The 14810-nt window shown below is 68.6% G+C and carries 13 protein-coding genes; 2 read left to right on the top strand and 11 right to left on the bottom strand.

The window, feature by feature from the left end; genetic code table 11:
- The first annotated feature begins 162 nt into the window (after nt 1–162).
- Nucleotides 163–741: a maltokinase N-terminal cap-like domain-containing protein gene (locus ABT061_RS17885; protein WP_350918433.1), complete on the top strand. Its 579-nt coding sequence runs from the start codon at nt 163–165 to the stop codon at nt 739–741.
- Nucleotides 742–1012: 271 nt separating this feature from the next.
- Here the strand turns inward: ABT061_RS17885 and msrA are convergent, their stop codons facing one another.
- On the bottom strand, nt 1013–1675 hold the full coding sequence (msrA, locus tag ABT061_RS17890) for a peptide-methionine (S)-S-oxide reductase MsrA (RefSeq protein WP_350918436.1): 663 nt from the start codon (nt 1673–1675) through the stop codon (nt 1013–1015).
- A gap of 136 nt (nt 1676–1811) precedes the next feature.
- Between msrA and rarD the strand changes: the two genes are divergently transcribed.
- On the top strand, nt 1812–2729 hold the full coding sequence (gene rarD, locus ABT061_RS17895) for an EamA family transporter RarD (protein ID WP_350918439.1): 918 nt from the start codon (nt 1812–1814) through the stop codon (nt 2727–2729).
- A gap of 3 nt (nt 2730–2732) precedes the next feature.
- Here rarD and ABT061_RS17900 read toward each other — a convergent pair whose 3' ends face one another.
- From ABT061_RS17900 to ABT061_RS17945, 10 genes are all read right to left on the bottom strand, one after another.
- Nucleotides 2733–3134, bottom strand: a complete 402-nt coding sequence (locus tag ABT061_RS17900) for a MarR family winged helix-turn-helix transcriptional regulator (RefSeq protein ID WP_350918442.1) — start codon at nt 3132–3134, stop codon at nt 2733–2735.
- Nucleotides 3135–3284: 150 nt separating this feature from the next.
- Nucleotides 3285–4280, bottom strand: coding sequence for a polyprenyl synthetase family protein (locus ABT061_RS17905; protein ID WP_350918445.1), 996 nt, complete (start codon nt 4278–4280; stop codon nt 3285–3287).
- A gap of 14 nt (nt 4281–4294) precedes the next feature.
- Entirely contained in the window at nt 4295–5845 is a 1551-nt protein-coding gene (nuoN, locus tag ABT061_RS17910; RefSeq protein WP_502991454.1) for an NADH-quinone oxidoreductase subunit NuoN, read from the bottom strand.
- Nucleotides 5842–7371, bottom strand: a complete 1530-nt coding sequence (locus tag ABT061_RS17915; protein ID WP_350918448.1) for an NADH-quinone oxidoreductase subunit M — start codon at nt 7369–7371, stop codon at nt 5842–5844. The genes nuoN and ABT061_RS17915 overlap by 4 nt, the downstream gene beginning before the upstream one ends.
- A complete protein-coding gene (nuoL, locus tag ABT061_RS17920; RefSeq protein WP_350918688.1) occupies nt 7371–9233 on the bottom strand; it encodes an NADH-quinone oxidoreductase subunit L in 1863 nt (620 codons plus the stop codon). The genes ABT061_RS17915 and nuoL overlap by 1 nt, the downstream gene beginning before the upstream one ends.
- A gap of 66 nt (nt 9234–9299) precedes the next feature.
- Complete coding sequence (gene nuoK / locus ABT061_RS17925; RefSeq protein ID WP_350918451.1) at nt 9300–9596, bottom strand: NADH-quinone oxidoreductase subunit NuoK; 297 nt, start codon at nt 9594–9596, stop codon at nt 9300–9302.
- Nucleotides 9593–10429 (bottom strand): NADH-quinone oxidoreductase subunit J, encoded by an 837-nt coding sequence (locus ABT061_RS17930; protein WP_350918453.1) that lies wholly within the window; start codon nt 10427–10429, stop codon nt 9593–9595. Before ABT061_RS17930 ends, nuoK begins: the two co-directional genes overlap by 4 nt.
- Nucleotides 10422–10937, bottom strand: coding sequence for an NADH-quinone oxidoreductase subunit NuoI (nuoI, locus tag ABT061_RS17935; RefSeq protein ID WP_350918456.1), 516 nt, complete (start codon nt 10935–10937; stop codon nt 10422–10424). The genes ABT061_RS17930 and nuoI overlap by 8 nt, the downstream gene beginning before the upstream one ends.
- Nucleotides 10924–12273: an NADH-quinone oxidoreductase subunit NuoH gene (nuoH, locus tag ABT061_RS17940; RefSeq protein WP_350918459.1), complete on the bottom strand. Its 1350-nt coding sequence runs from the start codon at nt 12271–12273 to the stop codon at nt 10924–10926. Before nuoH ends, nuoI begins: the two co-directional genes overlap by 14 nt.
- Nucleotides 12273–14756 (bottom strand): NADH-quinone oxidoreductase subunit G, encoded by a 2484-nt coding sequence (locus ABT061_RS17945; RefSeq protein ID WP_350918462.1) that lies wholly within the window; start codon nt 14754–14756, stop codon nt 12273–12275. The genes nuoH and ABT061_RS17945 overlap by 1 nt, the downstream gene beginning before the upstream one ends.
- Between the last annotated feature and the right edge of the window lie 54 nt (nt 14757–14810).

Genomic DNA, 14810 nt, shown 5'->3' on the forward strand with positions numbered 1-14810 from the left:
GATCAGGCGTGGTGTTTGACCGTTTTGACAGCTACCGCGGAAATCGGCGAGGTCGACGTGGCGGCCCTTGAGGTCCAGCCGAGGAAAAGTGGCCGTCGATCCCCTAGGTTTGATCACAGCCCATTGGCAGACGGCCCCAGACCCACGAGTACGGGAGCTCGCATGGCCCATATCCACCGCACCACGCTGACGCCGACCAAGCTGGAGCTGCTCACCGAGTGGCTGCCGAAGCAGAGCTGGTACGTGGGTCACGCGGGAACGCCCGAACTGGTCAAGGCCGGCGGATTCCGGTTGGACGATCCGGAGGGCGAGGTCGGGATCGATTTCATGGTCGTGGCGGACACCACCGCGCAAGAGCCGGTGGCGTACCTGGTGCCGATGAGCTACCGCGGTGCGGCTCTGGAGGGCGTCCCCGGCGAGGCGTTGATCGGCACCCCTGAGCATGGAGTGCTCGGCCCCCGGTGGATCTATGACGGTGTCCACGACCCGGTGGTGACAGCACAGTTGCGCGCGCTCCTGCGCGGCGAGGCGATGCCGCAGCACCAGAGCAAGAGCCACACCCCGGACCCGACCGTCACCGTGCACGGAATTGGCCCTGACGACGGGCTCGACGTGCAGGTCAACCGCGTCCTGCGGCCGGCCGAGGCCGCGGAGGGGTCGTCCGGACACGTCGTCGCCGGATGGACCTGGCCAAACGGAACGGCCGCGCGGGGCGTATTCGCGGCCGTCGCGCGGCGGTAAGTCCTCGACGCAGGCGAGACGCCGGTCCCAACGGCTGGGAGGATCGGACGGGCAGGCGTGCCACGTCGGCGCCCGCCCAACCGACTTGGAGAAGAGAACTTCACCGCACGCGCCACATCGGGCAATGGCGCTCACCTGGACACCGAAGAGCGCATGCCGATCACTCCCATTGACCCTGTGGTGAAAGTCCTCGCCGAAAACAGCTCTGGCCCTTGATCGTCACCGGGCAGGCCGGGCGACCAAGGGCCAGAATCGATCGGTTACCGCAGGTCTACGCCTCACCGGAGGTGAGGCCGACCGGGCATGCGACCCCGGTGCCGCCGATGCCGCAGTAGCCGCCGGGGTTCTTGTAGAGGTACTGCTGGTGATATTGCTCGGCGAAGTGGTAGTCGCCGGCGGGGGCGATCTCGGTGGTGATGGCGCCGTAGCCGGAGTCGGTGAGGACCTTCTGGTAGGCGTCACGCGAGGTCAGGGCGGCCTTCTCCTGCTCGGGTGAGTGGAAGTAGATCGCCGAGCGGTACTGCGTGCCGACGTCGTTGCCCTGACGCATGCCCTGGGTGGGGTTGTGCGACTCCCAGAAGACGCGCAGCAGTTCCTCGTAGGACACCCGGGCCGGGTCGAAGACGACGCGGACGAGTTCGGTGTGACCGGTCTGGCCGGTGCAGACCTCCTCGTAGGTCGGGTTCGGGGTGTAGCCGCCCCCGTAGCCGACGGAGGTGGAGACCACACCCGGGGTCTGCCAGAAAATGCGCTCGGCGCCCCAGAAACAGCCGAGGCCGAAGTCCGCGATCTCACTCCCCTCGGGGTACGGCGGAGCCATCGGGGCGTCGAGAACCTCATGACGCCCGGGCACCGCCATCCTGGTGGCACGGCCCGGCAGCGCGTTCTCCGGGGACACCATGGAAGTCTTGTCCTTGCCGAACAGCCAGCCCATTGCGAACCTCCTCCTGACACGTTCTCACCAGGAAGCAACCGAGGGCGCCTCCCCCGTGTTCCCACAAGCGTTTCTTAACTGATCGAAAAGCACAGCTAAATTGTGTTAAATCAAGTAAGGAGTAAAGATAGGGGTCATGCCTGAAACACGCCGTGGAGTTCTCTACGGGATCGCCGCCTACGCAATGTGGGGCCTGTTCCCGCTCTACTGGCCGCTCCTGAAGCCCTCCGGCGCCCTGGAAATCCTGGCCCACCGCATGGCCTGGTCCCTGGTCGCCGTCGTCGCCATCCTGGCGGTGCGACGTCACTGGTCCTGGTTCCGCGAGCTGCTGCGCACCCCGAGAAAGGTCGGTCTTCTCGTCCTGGCCGCGGTGCTCATCACGATCAACTGGGGCGTCTACATCTACGCCGTCAACACCGGGCACGTGGTCGAGAGCTCGTTCGGCTACTTCATCAACCCCCTGGTCAGCGTGCTCTTCGGCGTCCTGCTGCTGAAGGAGCGGCTGCGGCCGTGGCAGTGGGCCGCGGTAGGGCTGGGGGCGGTGGCCGTGATCGTCCTGGCCGTCGACTACGGGCGGCCGCCGTGGATCGCGCTGGCGCTGGCCGCCAGTTTCGGCACCTACGGCCTGGTCAAGAAGATCGCCGGGGTGGGTGCGGCGGAGAGCATGACGGTCGAGACGCTGGTGTTGCTGCTCCCCGCGCTGGGTTACCTGACCTACCTGGGGCAGCAGGGGACGAGCACGTTCGGCAACTGGGGGGCGGGCCACGCGCTCCTGCTGGCCGGAGCGGGTGTGGTCACCGCCGTTCCGATGCTCTGCTTCACCGCCGCCACGCTTCGGGTACCTCTCACCACGATCGGCCTGCTGCAGTACATCGCCCCGATCCTGCAGTTCCTGTGCGGGGTGGTCGTCATACGCGAGGTCATGCCGCCCAGCCGCTGGGTGGGGTTCGCCATCATCTGGCTGGCGCTGTCGGTCTTCACCTGGGACAGCCTCAGGACGGCCACTCAGGCCCGCCGCGCGCCCAAGCAGGTAGCCGTACAGAACGCCTCATAAGCCTCAGGAGCCGCGTACGGCGAGGACCAGGGGGGTGAAGACCGGATCGACGCCCGCCTGCTCCAGCGCGGCGCTCAGGGAGCGCTCGTAGGTGGGCCTGGCACCGGCCAGGCGAATGCGCCCCTCGTCGGTGATCACCGAGTAGACGCCGCGCCGATCGTCCGAGCAGAGGTTACGCCGGGTCATCCCGGCCTCTTCGAGACGGGCGACAAGGCGGGTCACCGAGCTCTGGTTGAGCCCCACCGCCTCGGCGAGTTCCTGCATACGCATGGAGCCGTCGGGGACGGCGGCGAGCTGGATCAGTGCGCGGTACTCCGACAACCCCAGGCCGTGACCGCGCTGGAGTGCCTTGGCCAACTCCGCCTCCACGCGTGCGTGCAAGAGAGCGAAACGGTCCCACGACATGGTGATTCCTCCTGGAGTGTGCTATCCGGCAGGAGTCTACATGCACATACATTATTTGCTTTGACCTGCAAATAATATCGTGGAAGAAACACGAAAAACCCGGCCCGGCGCTGTCGCCGGGCCGGGCTGGGTCCTGTCCTGGACCGGCGCTCAGCCGGAGCGCTCGACGACGTAGTCGCAGAGGGCCAGGTAGGCGGCGCGGGCCGGGATGTCGGGAAGGCCCGCGAGGTCCTCGCGGGCACGGTCGACCCAGTCGAGCAGCTCGGCGCGGGCATGTCCCATGGCGGGGTCGGCGCGGAGCAGACGCAGGGCCTCCTCGATGTCCTCCTCGGCCACCGGACCGGCCAGCAACTCGCGCAGCCGGACGTTCTCGGGGTTGTCCGACGCCAGGACGTAGAGCACGGGCAGGGTCCGGATGCCCTCGCGCAGGTCGGTGCCCGGCGTCTTGCCCGACTCGGCCGTCTCCGAGGCGACGTCCAGCAGGTCGTCGCCGAGCTGCCAGGCGACCCCGATGGCCTCGCAGGCCCGGGTCAGCCGCTCGACCACCTCGGGCGTGGCACCGCTGAGCATGGCGCCGAACCGGCCGGAGGTGGCGATCAGCGAGCCGGTCTTGTCGGCCAGCACCCCGATGTAGTGGGCCACCGGGTCCTCGCCGGAGCGGGGGCCGATGGTCTCGCGGATCTGGCCGCGGACCAGCCGGGAGAACGTCTGCGCCTGGATCCTGATGACGTCGGAGCCAAGGTCGGCGAGGATCTCCGAGGCCTGGGCGAACAGGTAGTCGCCGGTCAGGATGGCCACGGTGTTGTCCCAGCGGGCGTTGGCCGACGGAGAGCCCCGGCGGACCGGGGCCTCGTCCATCACGTCGTCGTGGTAGAGCGTCGCCAGGTGGGTCAGCTCGATCACCACGGCCCCGGGCACCACTCCCGCCGCCGCGGGTGAGCCGAACTGGGCGGCGAGCAGGACCAGCATGGCCCGGAACCTCTTGCCGCCCGCCTCGATGAGGTGCTTGGACGCCTCCGTGACGAAGGCGTCCTCACTCTCCACCGAGGATCGCAGCAGTTTCTCGACCTCGGCCAATCCGGTAGCGAGGTCCTGCGCCAACCGTTCGTCGACGAACGGAAGATCAACAACCGGTGGCGCAGCCATGAACCGTTACTCCTCTAGCGAATGAACAGCGCGGACGCAGCCTGATCCGCGAGATCGAGCACCGGCTGCGGGAAAACCCCTAGCACTACCGTAGCCGCTGCCGCGAGGGCGACCACAGCCGAGGTGCCCACGGTGGGCGTCGCGATGGACGGTCCGTCGACGGCGGGCTCGTTGAAGAACATCAGCACGATCACCCGGACGTAGAAGAACGCGGCGATCGCCGAGCTGACCACACCCACGATGACCAGCGGCAGCGCGTCTCCGGCGACCGCCGCCGAGAAAACGGCGTACTTGCCGAAGAAGCCGCTCGTGAGCGGAATGCCGGCGAAGGCCAGCAGGAAGAAGGCGAAAATACCCGCGAGAACGGGAGAACGCTTGCCCAGACCGGCCCAGCGGGACAGATGCCCGGCCTCGCCTCCCGCGTCACGGACCATGGTGACGACCGCGAAGGCGCCGACCGTGGTGAAGCCGTACGCGGCCAGGTAGAACAGGATGGCCGACAGGGCGTGCTTGTTCTGCTCGGCGGCGCCGATCGCGACGACGCCGGTGAGCAGGAAGCCCGCGTGCGCGATCGAGGAGTAGGCGAGCATCCGCTTGATCTCGGTCTGGGTGATGGCCAGGATCGCACCGACGATCATCGTCAGGATCGCGATGCCCCACATGACCGGCTTCCAGTCCCACTCCAGGCCGCCCAGGGCGACCCAGAAGACCCTCAGCACCGCGCCGAAGGCCGCCACGAGCACCGTGGAGGCCATCAGAGCGGTGACCGCGGTGGGCGCTCCCTGGTAGACGTCGGGCTTCCACGCCTGGAACGGCGCGGCTCCGACCTTGAAGAGCAGGCCGACGCCGAGCAGCGCGAGGCCGAGCAGCAGCAGCGTCTCCTGGCCGCTGACCTTGGTGAGCGCGGCGCTGATGCCCTTCAGGTCCACCGACCCGGCGTAGCCGTAGACCAGGGCCATGCCGTACAGGAAGAAGGCCGAGGAGAACGCGCCGAGCAGGAAGTACTTGACCGAGGCCTCCTGCGAGAGCAGGCGGCGGTGGCGGGCCAGACCGCAGAGCAGATACAGCGGCAGGGACATGACCTCAAGGCCGACGAACATGGCCAGCAGGTCGTTGGCGGAGGCGAAGAGCAGCATGCCGCCGACCGAGAACAGCAGCAGCGGGTAGACCTCGGTCTGGGCGTGTCCGCTGAGGATCGCCTCCTCCTCGTCCGGGCTTCCCGGTACCGCCGCCGCCTGCGCGACGAACTGGTCCTCGTCGTTGATCAGGAGCGTGCTGACCAGCGCCAGGACGAGGATGATGCCCCAGATGAACAGGGAGGGGCCGTCCACCGCGATCGAACCCATGGCCGCCGGCGCGTCCGGCAGGCCGTTGAGGGCGGACAGGACGGTCATGACGAACCCGCCGAGCAGGGCGAGCAGCGTGAGCGGCATCTGGATCGACTTGCGCAGGTAGCGGGGCGCGAACGCCTCGACCAGCACCCCGATGATCGCCGCACCGAACACCAGCAGCATCGGCGAGAGCAGCGCGTACTCGATTGTCGGGGCTTGGATGGTGCCGTTCACTGGCCGGCCCCCTTCTTCTCTGCCACGGCGGGCGTGAACGGTTCGATGTGGACGCTGGAGATCGTCTTGTCGACCGCGGGATTGATCACGTCAAGCACCGGCTTGGGGAAGAAGCCCATGGCGATGATCACCGCGATCAGCGGGCCCATCACCCAGATCTCGCGCCAGTTGAGGTCGGGCATGACGTGGGCCGACTCCTTCGAGGGGCCGGTCATCGTGCGCTGGTACATCCACAGGATGTAGACGGCCGCCAGGACGACGCCGCTCGTCGCGATGATCGCCGCGACCGGGTAGCGCTCGAAGGTGCCGATCAGGACCATGAACTCGCTGACGAACGTGGACAGTCCCGGCAGGGAGAGCCCGGACAGGCCGGCGATCAGGAAGGTGCCGGCCAGCAGCGGGGCGACCTTCTGCACGCCTCCGTAGTCGGCGATCTGGCTGGAACCCCGGCGGTAGATCAGGAAACCGGCGACCAGGAAGAGCGCACCGGTCGAGAAGCCGTGGTTGACCATGTAGAGGGTGGCGCCCGCGCCCGCGTCCCTGGTCATCGCGAAGACGCCCAGCGCGATGAAGCCGAAGTGCGAGATCGAGGTGTAGGCGATCAGGCGCTTCATGTCGGTCTGGCCGATGGCCACGATCGCGCCGTAGACGATGCCCACCACCGCCAGCACGATCACCAGCGGGGTGAAGAACTTCGACGCGTCCGGGAAGAGCTCCAGGCAGAAGCGGAGCATGCCGTACGTGCCGACCTTGTCCAGCACGCCCACCAGCAGCACCGCGGCGCCGGCCGGGGCCTGCGCGGCGGCGTCGGGCAGCCAGGTGTGGAACGGCCAGAGCGGCGCCTTGACCGCGAACGCGATGAAGAAGCCCGCGAAGAGCCACTTCTGCGTGGTCGGGTCCTGGATGACGCCGATCAGCTCGGGGAACATGAAGGTGCCCTTGTCGGCGATCACGTAGAGCGCGATCACCGCGACCAGCATGAGCAGGCCGCCGAAGAGCGAGTACAGCAGGAACTTCACGGCCGCGTAGGACCGCTGGGCTCCGCCGTACGACCCGATCATGAAGTACATCGGGATGAGCATGGCTTCGAAGAAGACGTAGAAGAGGAAGACGTCGGTCGCCGCGAAGACGCCGATCATCATCGCTTCCAGCACCAGCAGCAGCGCGAAGTAGGTCTTCACCGAGCGCTTGGGCGGAGCCGCGGCCCCGGTTCCGTCGGCGTCGTGCCAGGAGGCGAGGATCACGATCGGCACGAGCACCGCCGACAGCGCGATCAGCACCAGGGCGATGCCGTCCACGCCGACGCCGTAGTGGACGCCGAACCGCGGGATCCACTCGTAGACCTCGGCGAACTGGAAGCGCGTCTCGGAGGCCGGTTCGAACAGGTACGCGAGGGCGCCGGTGAGCGCCAGCACGACCAGTGAGACCGCCAGCGCCAGCTGCTTCGCGAGCTTGTCACTCTTGACAAGGGAGACACCCACCGCGCCCAGAACGGGCACGGCAATCAGGGTCGAGAGCCAGGGCATCACATGTTCCCTACGTAGAGCAGCGCGCCAACGACCACGGCGGCACCGAAGAGGATGGACAACGCGTAGGACCGTACGTAGCCGGTCTGGATGCGGCGCAGCCGCCCGGAGGTCCCGCCGATCCCCGCCGCCAGGCCGTTGACCAGGCCGTCGATGCCGCGGTTGTCGAAGAACACCGCGAACCGGGCCAGCCACTGGCCGGGGCGCATGAACAGCGCCTCGTTCAGGGCGTCGCCGTACAGGTCACGGCGGGCGAAGGTGGTGAGGAACGAGCCGCGCGGGGCGAGCCGGGGCACCTCGGCGGCACCGTAGCGGAACCAGGCGTAGACGACGCCGACGGCGACCAGCGCGAGCGTGGCCAGGCCGGCAGAAGTGAAGGGGTCGAACACGGGCAGGTGCTCGGGCAGGCCGACCGCCGGGGCGAGGAATCTCATGAGCCGGTTGTCCAGGATCAGGAAGGCGCCCAGGAAGACCGAACCGATCGACAGCAGGATCAGCGGCACGGTCATCACGGAGGGCGACTCGTGCGGGTGCGCGTCGTCGGCCCAGCGCCGCTTGCCGAAGAAGGTCATGAAGACCATCCGCGACATGTAGAAGCCGGTGATGCCGGCACCGACGACCGCGAGCCAGCCGAGGATCTGGTTGTGGTGCATGGCCGTCTCGATGATGCCGTCCTTGGTGAAGTAACCGGACAGCAGCGGGAACCCGATGATCGCGAGATAGCCGATCATGAAGGTGGCCGCGGTGACCTTCATCACCGAGAACAGGCCACCGTACTTGCGCATGTCGACCTCGTCGTTCATGGCGTGCATGACCGAGCCCGCCCCGAGGAACATGTTGGCCTTGAAGAAGCCGTGCGCGATCAGGTGCGCGATGGCGAAGGCGTAGCCCACCGGGCCGAGGCCCGCGCCGAGCATCATGTAGCCGATCTGCGACATCGTCGAACCGGCGAGGCCCTTCTTGATGTCGTCCTTGGCGCAACCGATGATCGCACCGGCGAGCAGGGTGGCCACACCGACGATCGTCACGACGAGCTGCGCGGTCGGGGCGGCCTCGAAGAACGCGCCGGAGCGGACGACCAGGTAGACGCCCGCGGTGACCATGGTCGCGGCGTGGATGAGTGCCGAGACCGGGGTCGGGCCCTCCATCGCGTCCAGCAGCCACGACTGCAGCGGCAGCTGGGCCGACTTGCCGCAGGCACCGAGGAGCAGCAGCAGGCCGACCGCGGTGATCGTGCCCTGGGAGGCCGCGCCGGAGGAGATCGCTCCGCCGACCGCCCCTCCGGTGAGCTCGTTGAAGGCGACCGAGCCGAACGTCGTCCAGATCGTGAAGATCGCGATCAGCAGGCCGAAGTCGCCGACGCGGTTGACGATGAACGCCTTCTTGGCCGCGGCCGCCGCCGTGGGCTTGAACTGCCAGAAACCGATCAGCAGGTACGAGGCGAGGCCCACACCCTCCCAGCCGACGAACAGCACGACGTAGTTGTCGGCCAGCACCAGCAGGAGCATCGCGGCGACGAACAGGTTCAGGTACGCGAAGAACCGGCGCCGGCCCGGGTCGTGCGACATGTAGCCGATCGAGTAGATGTGGATCAGCGATCCCACACCGGTGATCAGCAGGGCGAAGCTGATCGACAGCGGGTCGATCAGCAGCCCCATGTCGGCGAGGCCGGGGATGAACTCGTAGAGCCTGACCCCCTGGCGACGCTGGGCATCGGGCAGCCCGAGCAGCTGGACGAAGGCGGCGACCGCCACCGCGAACGCGCCCAGGGACATCGCGACACCGAGGAGGTGACCCCAGCGGTCGGTGCGGCGCCCGAACAGCAGCAGGATCGCGGCACCGAGCAGCGGGAGCGCGACCATGAGCCAGGAGACTCCGATCACACCCCCGGAATGCTGGATGATCTCAGCGGGTTCCACGGCCACCTCTTAGTACTTCAGCAGGTTCGCGTCGTCCACCGACGCGGACCTGCGGGTTCGGAAGATCATCACGATGATGGCGAGGCCGACGACGACCTCGGCCGCGGCCACCACCATCACGAAGAACGCGATGATCTGGCCGTCCAGGTTGCCCTGCTGCCTGGCGAAGGCGACGAACGCGAGGTTGCAGGCGTTGAGCATGAGCTCCACGCACATGAACACCACGATCGCGTTGCGCCGTACCAGCACGCCGATGGCGCCGATCGCGAACAGCAGCGCGGAGAGCACCAGGTAGTGAGTGGTCACTTGCCGTCCTCCTGCTGGGGCGCCGCGTCCTCCGCCTGGACGGGCTTGTCGCCTGAGTCGGAATCGCGATCCTGCGCCGCGTCCCGCTCCAGGACCTGCTTGATGAGCGCCGCCTTCACCGGGTCGGTCGGCGCGAAGCCGCCCTCCATCTCGTGCCTGGCGAGCACCCGGTTGATGGACTTGTCGGCGACCGTGCCGTCGGGCAGCAGGGCCGGCATGTCGATCGCGTTGTGCAGCGCGTAGGTGCCGGGTCCCGGCAGCGGCGAAGGCTGCGGGCCGTTGAACCGGGCGCGGGCCAGGTCACGCTGGGTGGCCTTGGGCCGGATGCGCTCGCGGTGCGCCAGCACCATCGCGCCGAGCGCGGCGGTGATCAGCAGCGCCGAGGTGACCTCGAAGGCGAAGACGTACCGCGTGAAGATCAGCTGTGCCAGGGAGGGCACGTTGCCGCCCGCGACCTTCGTGGCCTCGGCCAGGCCGGTGGGCGCGGCGAAGGTGGCGTTGCCGACCCCCAGGGCGAGCAGGAAGGCGAAGCCCAGGCCCGCGATCGCCGCCCAGACGCGCTGCCCCTTGATCGTCTCGACCAGCGAGTCGGCGGAGTCGACGCCGACGAGCATCAGGACGAACAGGAAGAGCATCATGACCGCGCCGGTGTAGACGATGATCTGCACCGCGGCGAGGAAGGGGGCGTCCTGTACCGCGTAGAGCACGGCCAGGGAGAGCATGACGACGCCCAGCATCAGGGCCGAGTAGACGGCCTTGCGGCTGAAGACGAGCCCGAGGGCGGCCGACACCGAGACGACCGCCAGGATCCAGAACGTGATGGTCTCACCCATTGTTGCGTCCCAGCCGGTAGTAGTCCTCTTCGGTCTCGCCGAGACGCATGGGGTGCGGCGGGACCTCCATGCCGGGACCGAGCGGTGCGAGCAGCATTTCCTTGGTGTAGATCAGGCTCTCACGGCTGGTGTCGGCGAGCTCGTACTCGTTGGTCATCGTCAGCGCCCGTGTCGGGCAGGCTTCGATGCACAGGCCGCACAGGATGCACCGCAGATAGTTGATCTGGTAGGTGCGCCCGTAGCGCTCACCGGGTGAGAACCGTGCCTCATCGGGGTTGTCGGCCCCCTCGACGAAGATCGCGTCGGCCGGGCAGGCCCAGGCGCACAGCTCGCAGCCGACGCACTTCTCCAGGCCGTCGGGCCAGCGGTTGAGCTGGTGTCGGCCGTGGAAGCGCGGCGCCGTGGGCCGCTTCTCCTCGGGGTAGTTGACCGTCTCGACCTTCTTGAACATCGTGTGGAAGGTCACGCCGAATCCCTTGATGGGATTCAGCCAATCAGTTGCTCCCACTGGGAACCTCCTTGCGCTCTACCCCGTGGTAGTGCGGCAGGTCGAGCGGCGGCACAGGGAAGCCACCCGCGGTCGGCTCGGCTTGGAGTTGCTCGAACTCGGCTTCGACCAGTGCGGCCTTGGCCTCCTTGCGCTTCTGCAGCACGCTGTCGAAGCGCCACCAGATCCCGAGGCAGCCGATCATCACGATCGCGGCCAGGATGAGCACGAGCGACCGGTTGACGTTTTCGAGCTGCAGGGCCCTGACCGTGGCCACGAGCAGGATCCAGGCCAGGTTGATCGGGATGAGGACCTTCCAGCCGAGGGCCATGAGCTGGTCGTACCTGACGCGCGGCAGCGAGGCGCGGCACCAGACGAAGAAGCCGAAGACCAGCACCATCTTGGCGAAGAACCAGAGCAGCGGCCACCAGCCGGTGTTCGCGCCGTCCCACATGGAGATCGGCCACGGGGCACGCCAGCCGCCCATGAACAGGGTGATGGACACCGCGGAGACCACGAAGACGTTGACGTACTCCGCGAGCATGATGACCGCGAACTTCAGCGAGTTGGAGTACTCGGTCTGGAAGCCGCCGACCAGCTCGCCCTCACCCTCGGGCAGGTCGAAGGGGACCCGGTTGGTCTCGCCCAGCATCGTGACGATGTAGATCAGGAAGGACGGGATCAGCAGGATCATGTACCAGGAGGGCATCGGGATCTCCAGGCCGCCCAGCGTGAACACCCCGCCCTTGGCCTGTGCCGCGACGATCTCCGAGGTGGAGAGCGTCCCGGCGAACAGGAACACGCCCACGAACGACAGGCCCATCGCGATCTCGTACGAGACCACCTGGGCGCTGGCCCGCAGGCCGCCGAGGATCGAGTACGGGGAGCGTGAGCCCCAGCCCGCCAGCACGATGCCGTACACGCCGATCGAGGCCATCGCCAGCACCAGCAGCACCGCGACCGGGAGGTCGGTGAGCTGCAGCGGCGTCTGGACACCGAACATCGACACCATCGGGCCCATCGGGATGACGGAGAAGGCCAGGAAGGCCGGTACCGCCAGGACGACCGGGGCGATGAAGTAGATCGCCTTGTCGACGGTCCGGGGCATCAGGTCTTCCTTGAGCCCCATCTTCAGGCCGTCGGCCACCGACTGGAGCAGCCCGAACTTGCCCGCCCGGTTGGGACCGTACCGGTTCTGCATGCGGGAGATGAGCTTGCGCTCGAACCACACGCCGAACAGCACGCCCAGCATCAGGACTATGAAGATGACGACGGCCTTGATGATGCTGATCCAGAGCGGGTCCTTGCCGAAGTCGGCAAGGGTCGGATCGGCCGCTAGAAGAGTCCGGGCATTCATTACCGCTCCTCGTTAGCTTCGCCGGCGGCGCTTACCTCGCCGGCCGTGGTGCTCTCGGCGGTGTTCACCGCGCCGACCCTGACCACATCGCCGGCGACGGCGTGCAGGTCACGGGTGACCGAGCGACCTTCGGAGTTGGCCGGCAGCCACACCACCCGGTCGGGCAGGTCCGCGATCCGCACGGGCAGGCTCAGTGAGCCGTGCTCGGTGCCGACGACCACCTCGCCGCCGTCGACCAGGCCGCACTCGGCGGCGGTGGCCTCGGACACCAGCGCCACGCCGGGGCGGGCGGTGCCCGCCAGGTACGGCTCGCCCGCCTGCAGGCGGCCGTCGTCGAGCAGCAGGTGCCAGCTGGCCAGGACGGCCTCCCCCGCCCGCGGCCCGGCGGCGAGAGAGCCGCTCGCCTGGGGGGCCGCGGCCCTGGGGCCACGCCACGCGCCGATCGAGCCGATCTCGCGGCGGGCGGCGGCGGGGTCGGGCAGGCCGAGGTGCACGTCCATGGCGTCGGCGATCGCGGAGACGACCCGCAGGTCACTCATGATCCCCGGAACCCCGAGCGCCTCCTCGAAGGAGCGCCCGCGCCCCTCCCAGTCGACGAAGGTGCCCGACTTCTCGGCCACCACGGCGACGGGGAACACCACGTCGGCGCGGTCGGTGACCGCGCTGGCGCGCTGCTCCAGGCTCACGATGAACGGGGTGTTCTCCAGGGCCAGCAGGGCCGCCTGCGGCGCGGCCAGGTCGTAGGGGTCGACACCCGCGACGACCAGGGCGTCGAGTTCTCCGTCGAGCGCCGCCGCCAGCATGGCGGTGGTGTCGCGGCCCTCGCCCTCGGGCAGCGAGGTGACGTCCCAGGCCCTGGCCACCTCGGCGCGGGCGGTCTCGTCCGCGACCGGGCGGCCGATGGGCAGCAGGTTCGGCAGCGCCCCGGCCTCGACGGCCCCGCGCTCACCGGCGCGGCGCGGGATCCAGGCCAGGCGGGCACCGCTGGAGTCGGCGAGGCGCAGCAGCGCCGACAGCGCGCCCGGCACGGTGGCGAGTCGCTCACCGGCCAGGATGATCGCTCCCGGCTGCCTGATCGCCTCGGCGGCCGTCACGTCGGCGGCGGCCAGGTCGTCCAGGACGGCGGTCTCGGTGCCCGGCACCGCCGGGATCAGCGTGCCGCCCATCTTGGCCAGCCCGGGGCCGGCGAACGGCGCGACGGAGAAGACCTTCAGGCCCTTCTTGCGCCATGCCTTGCGCAGGCGCAGGAAGACGATCGGCGACTCCTCGTCGGGCTCGAAGCCCGCCAGGAGCACCGCCGGCGCCTTCTCCAGGTCGGCGTAGCGGACCTCGATGCCCTTGCCGGCGACGGCGTGCGCCAGGAAGCGCGCCTCCTCCTCGGAGTGCGGCCTGGCGCGGAAGTCGATGTCGTTCGTCCCGAGCGCGATCCGGGCGAACTTCGAGTACGCGTACGCCTCCTCGACGGTGACGCGACCGCCGACGAGCACGCCCGCGCGCCCGCGCGCCGCGGACAGGCCCTTGGCGGCGGCGGCGAACGCCTCCGGCCAGGAGGCCGGCACCAGGCGACCCTCCTCGTCACGGACGAGGGGGGTCTTCAGCCGGTCGGGCTGGGTCGCGTAGGTGAAGGCCCAGCGACCCTTGTCGCAGTTCCACTCCTCGTTGACCTCGGGGTCGTCCCCGGCCAGGCGGCGGGTGATCTTGCCGCGCCGGTGGTCGGCGCGCAGGGAGCAGCCGCTGGCGCAGTGCTCACAGGCGCTGGGCGTGGAGACCAGGTCGAACGGGCGGGCCTGGAAGCGGTAGGCGGCACCGGTCAGCGCGCCCACCGGACAGATCTGCACCGTGTTGCCGGAGAAGTAGGACTCGAACGGGCGGCCGTCCGCGGCTCCGACCTGCTCCTTGGCCCCGCGCTCGAAGAAGTCGATGAGCGGGTCGCCGGCGATCTCGTCGGAGAAGCGGATGCAGCGCGCGCACTGGACGCAGCGCTCGCGGTCGAGCAGCACCTCCGAGGAGAGCGCGACCGGCTTTTCGAAGGTCCGCTTCTTCTCCACGAAGCGGCTCTCGCCCTGGCCGTTGGACATGGCCTGGTTCTGCAGGGGGCACTCGCCGCCCTTGTCGCAGACCGGGCAGTCCAGCGGGTGGTTCAGGAGCAGCAGCTCCATGACGCCGCGCTGCGCCTTCTCCGCGACCGGCGAGGTGAGCTGGGTCTGGACGACCATGCCCTCGGCGACCTCGATCGCGCAGGAGGGCTGCGGCTTGGGGAACCCCCGGCCGTTGCCCGCGTCGGGGATGTCCACCAGACACTGGCGGCAGTTGGCGGCCGGGTCCAGCAGCGGGTGGTCGCAGAACCGGGGGATCTGGATGCCGAGCAACTCGGCCGCCCGGATGATCAGCGTGCCCTTCGGGACGCTCACCTGGAAGCCGTCGATGGTGACGGTGACCAGGTTCACCGGCGCCTGCGCCGGGGTGGTGGCTTCGACGGTCATGGCGTCTCCTCCGTCGGCCTGGCGACCGAGACGGTGCTGTGCTTGCCGGTGGCC

This window comes from Streptosporangium sp. NPDC002544, from assembly GCF_040295965.1.
In the GTDB taxonomy this organism is placed as follows: domain Bacteria; phylum Actinomycetota; class Actinomycetes; order Streptosporangiales; family Streptosporangiaceae; genus Streptosporangium.

Excerpts from the sequence above, each read along its gene's own strand:
- ABT061_RS17900 (WP_350918442.1), bottom strand. The coding sequence starts at position 3,134 with ATGTCGTGGGACCGTTTCGCTCTCTTGCACGCACGCGTGGAGGCGGAG.
- nuoL (WP_350918688.1), bottom strand. The coding sequence starts at position 9,233 with ATGGTCGCGCTCCCGCTGCTCGGTGCCGCGATCCTGCTGCTGTTCGGG.
- nuoH (WP_350918459.1), bottom strand. The coding sequence starts at position 12,273 with ATGAATGCCCGGACTCTTCTAGCGGCCGATCCGACCCTTGCCGACTTC.
- ABT061_RS17930 (WP_350918453.1), bottom strand. The coding sequence starts at position 10,429 with ATGGGTGAGACCATCACGTTCTGGATCCTGGCGGTCGTCTCGGTGTCG.
- ABT061_RS17885 (WP_350918433.1), top strand. The coding sequence starts at position 163 with ATGGCCCATATCCACCGCACCACGCTGACGCCGACCAAGCTGGAGCTG.
- ABT061_RS17915 (WP_350918448.1), bottom strand. The coding sequence starts at position 7,371 with ATGCCCTGGCTCTCGACCCTGATTGCCGTGCCCGTTCTGGGCGCGGTG.
- ABT061_RS17905 (WP_350918445.1), bottom strand. The coding sequence starts at position 4,280 with ATGGCTGCGCCACCGGTTGTTGATCTTCCGTTCGTCGACGAACGGTTG.
- ABT061_RS17945 (WP_350918462.1), bottom strand. The coding sequence starts at position 14,756 with ATGACCGTCGAAGCCACCACCCCGGCGCAGGCGCCGGTGAACCTGGTC.
- msrA (WP_350918436.1), bottom strand. The coding sequence starts at position 1,675 with ATGGGCTGGCTGTTCGGCAAGGACAAGACTTCCATGGTGTCCCCGGAG.
- rarD (WP_350918439.1), top strand. The coding sequence starts at position 1,812 with ATGCCTGAAACACGCCGTGGAGTTCTCTACGGGATCGCCGCCTACGCA.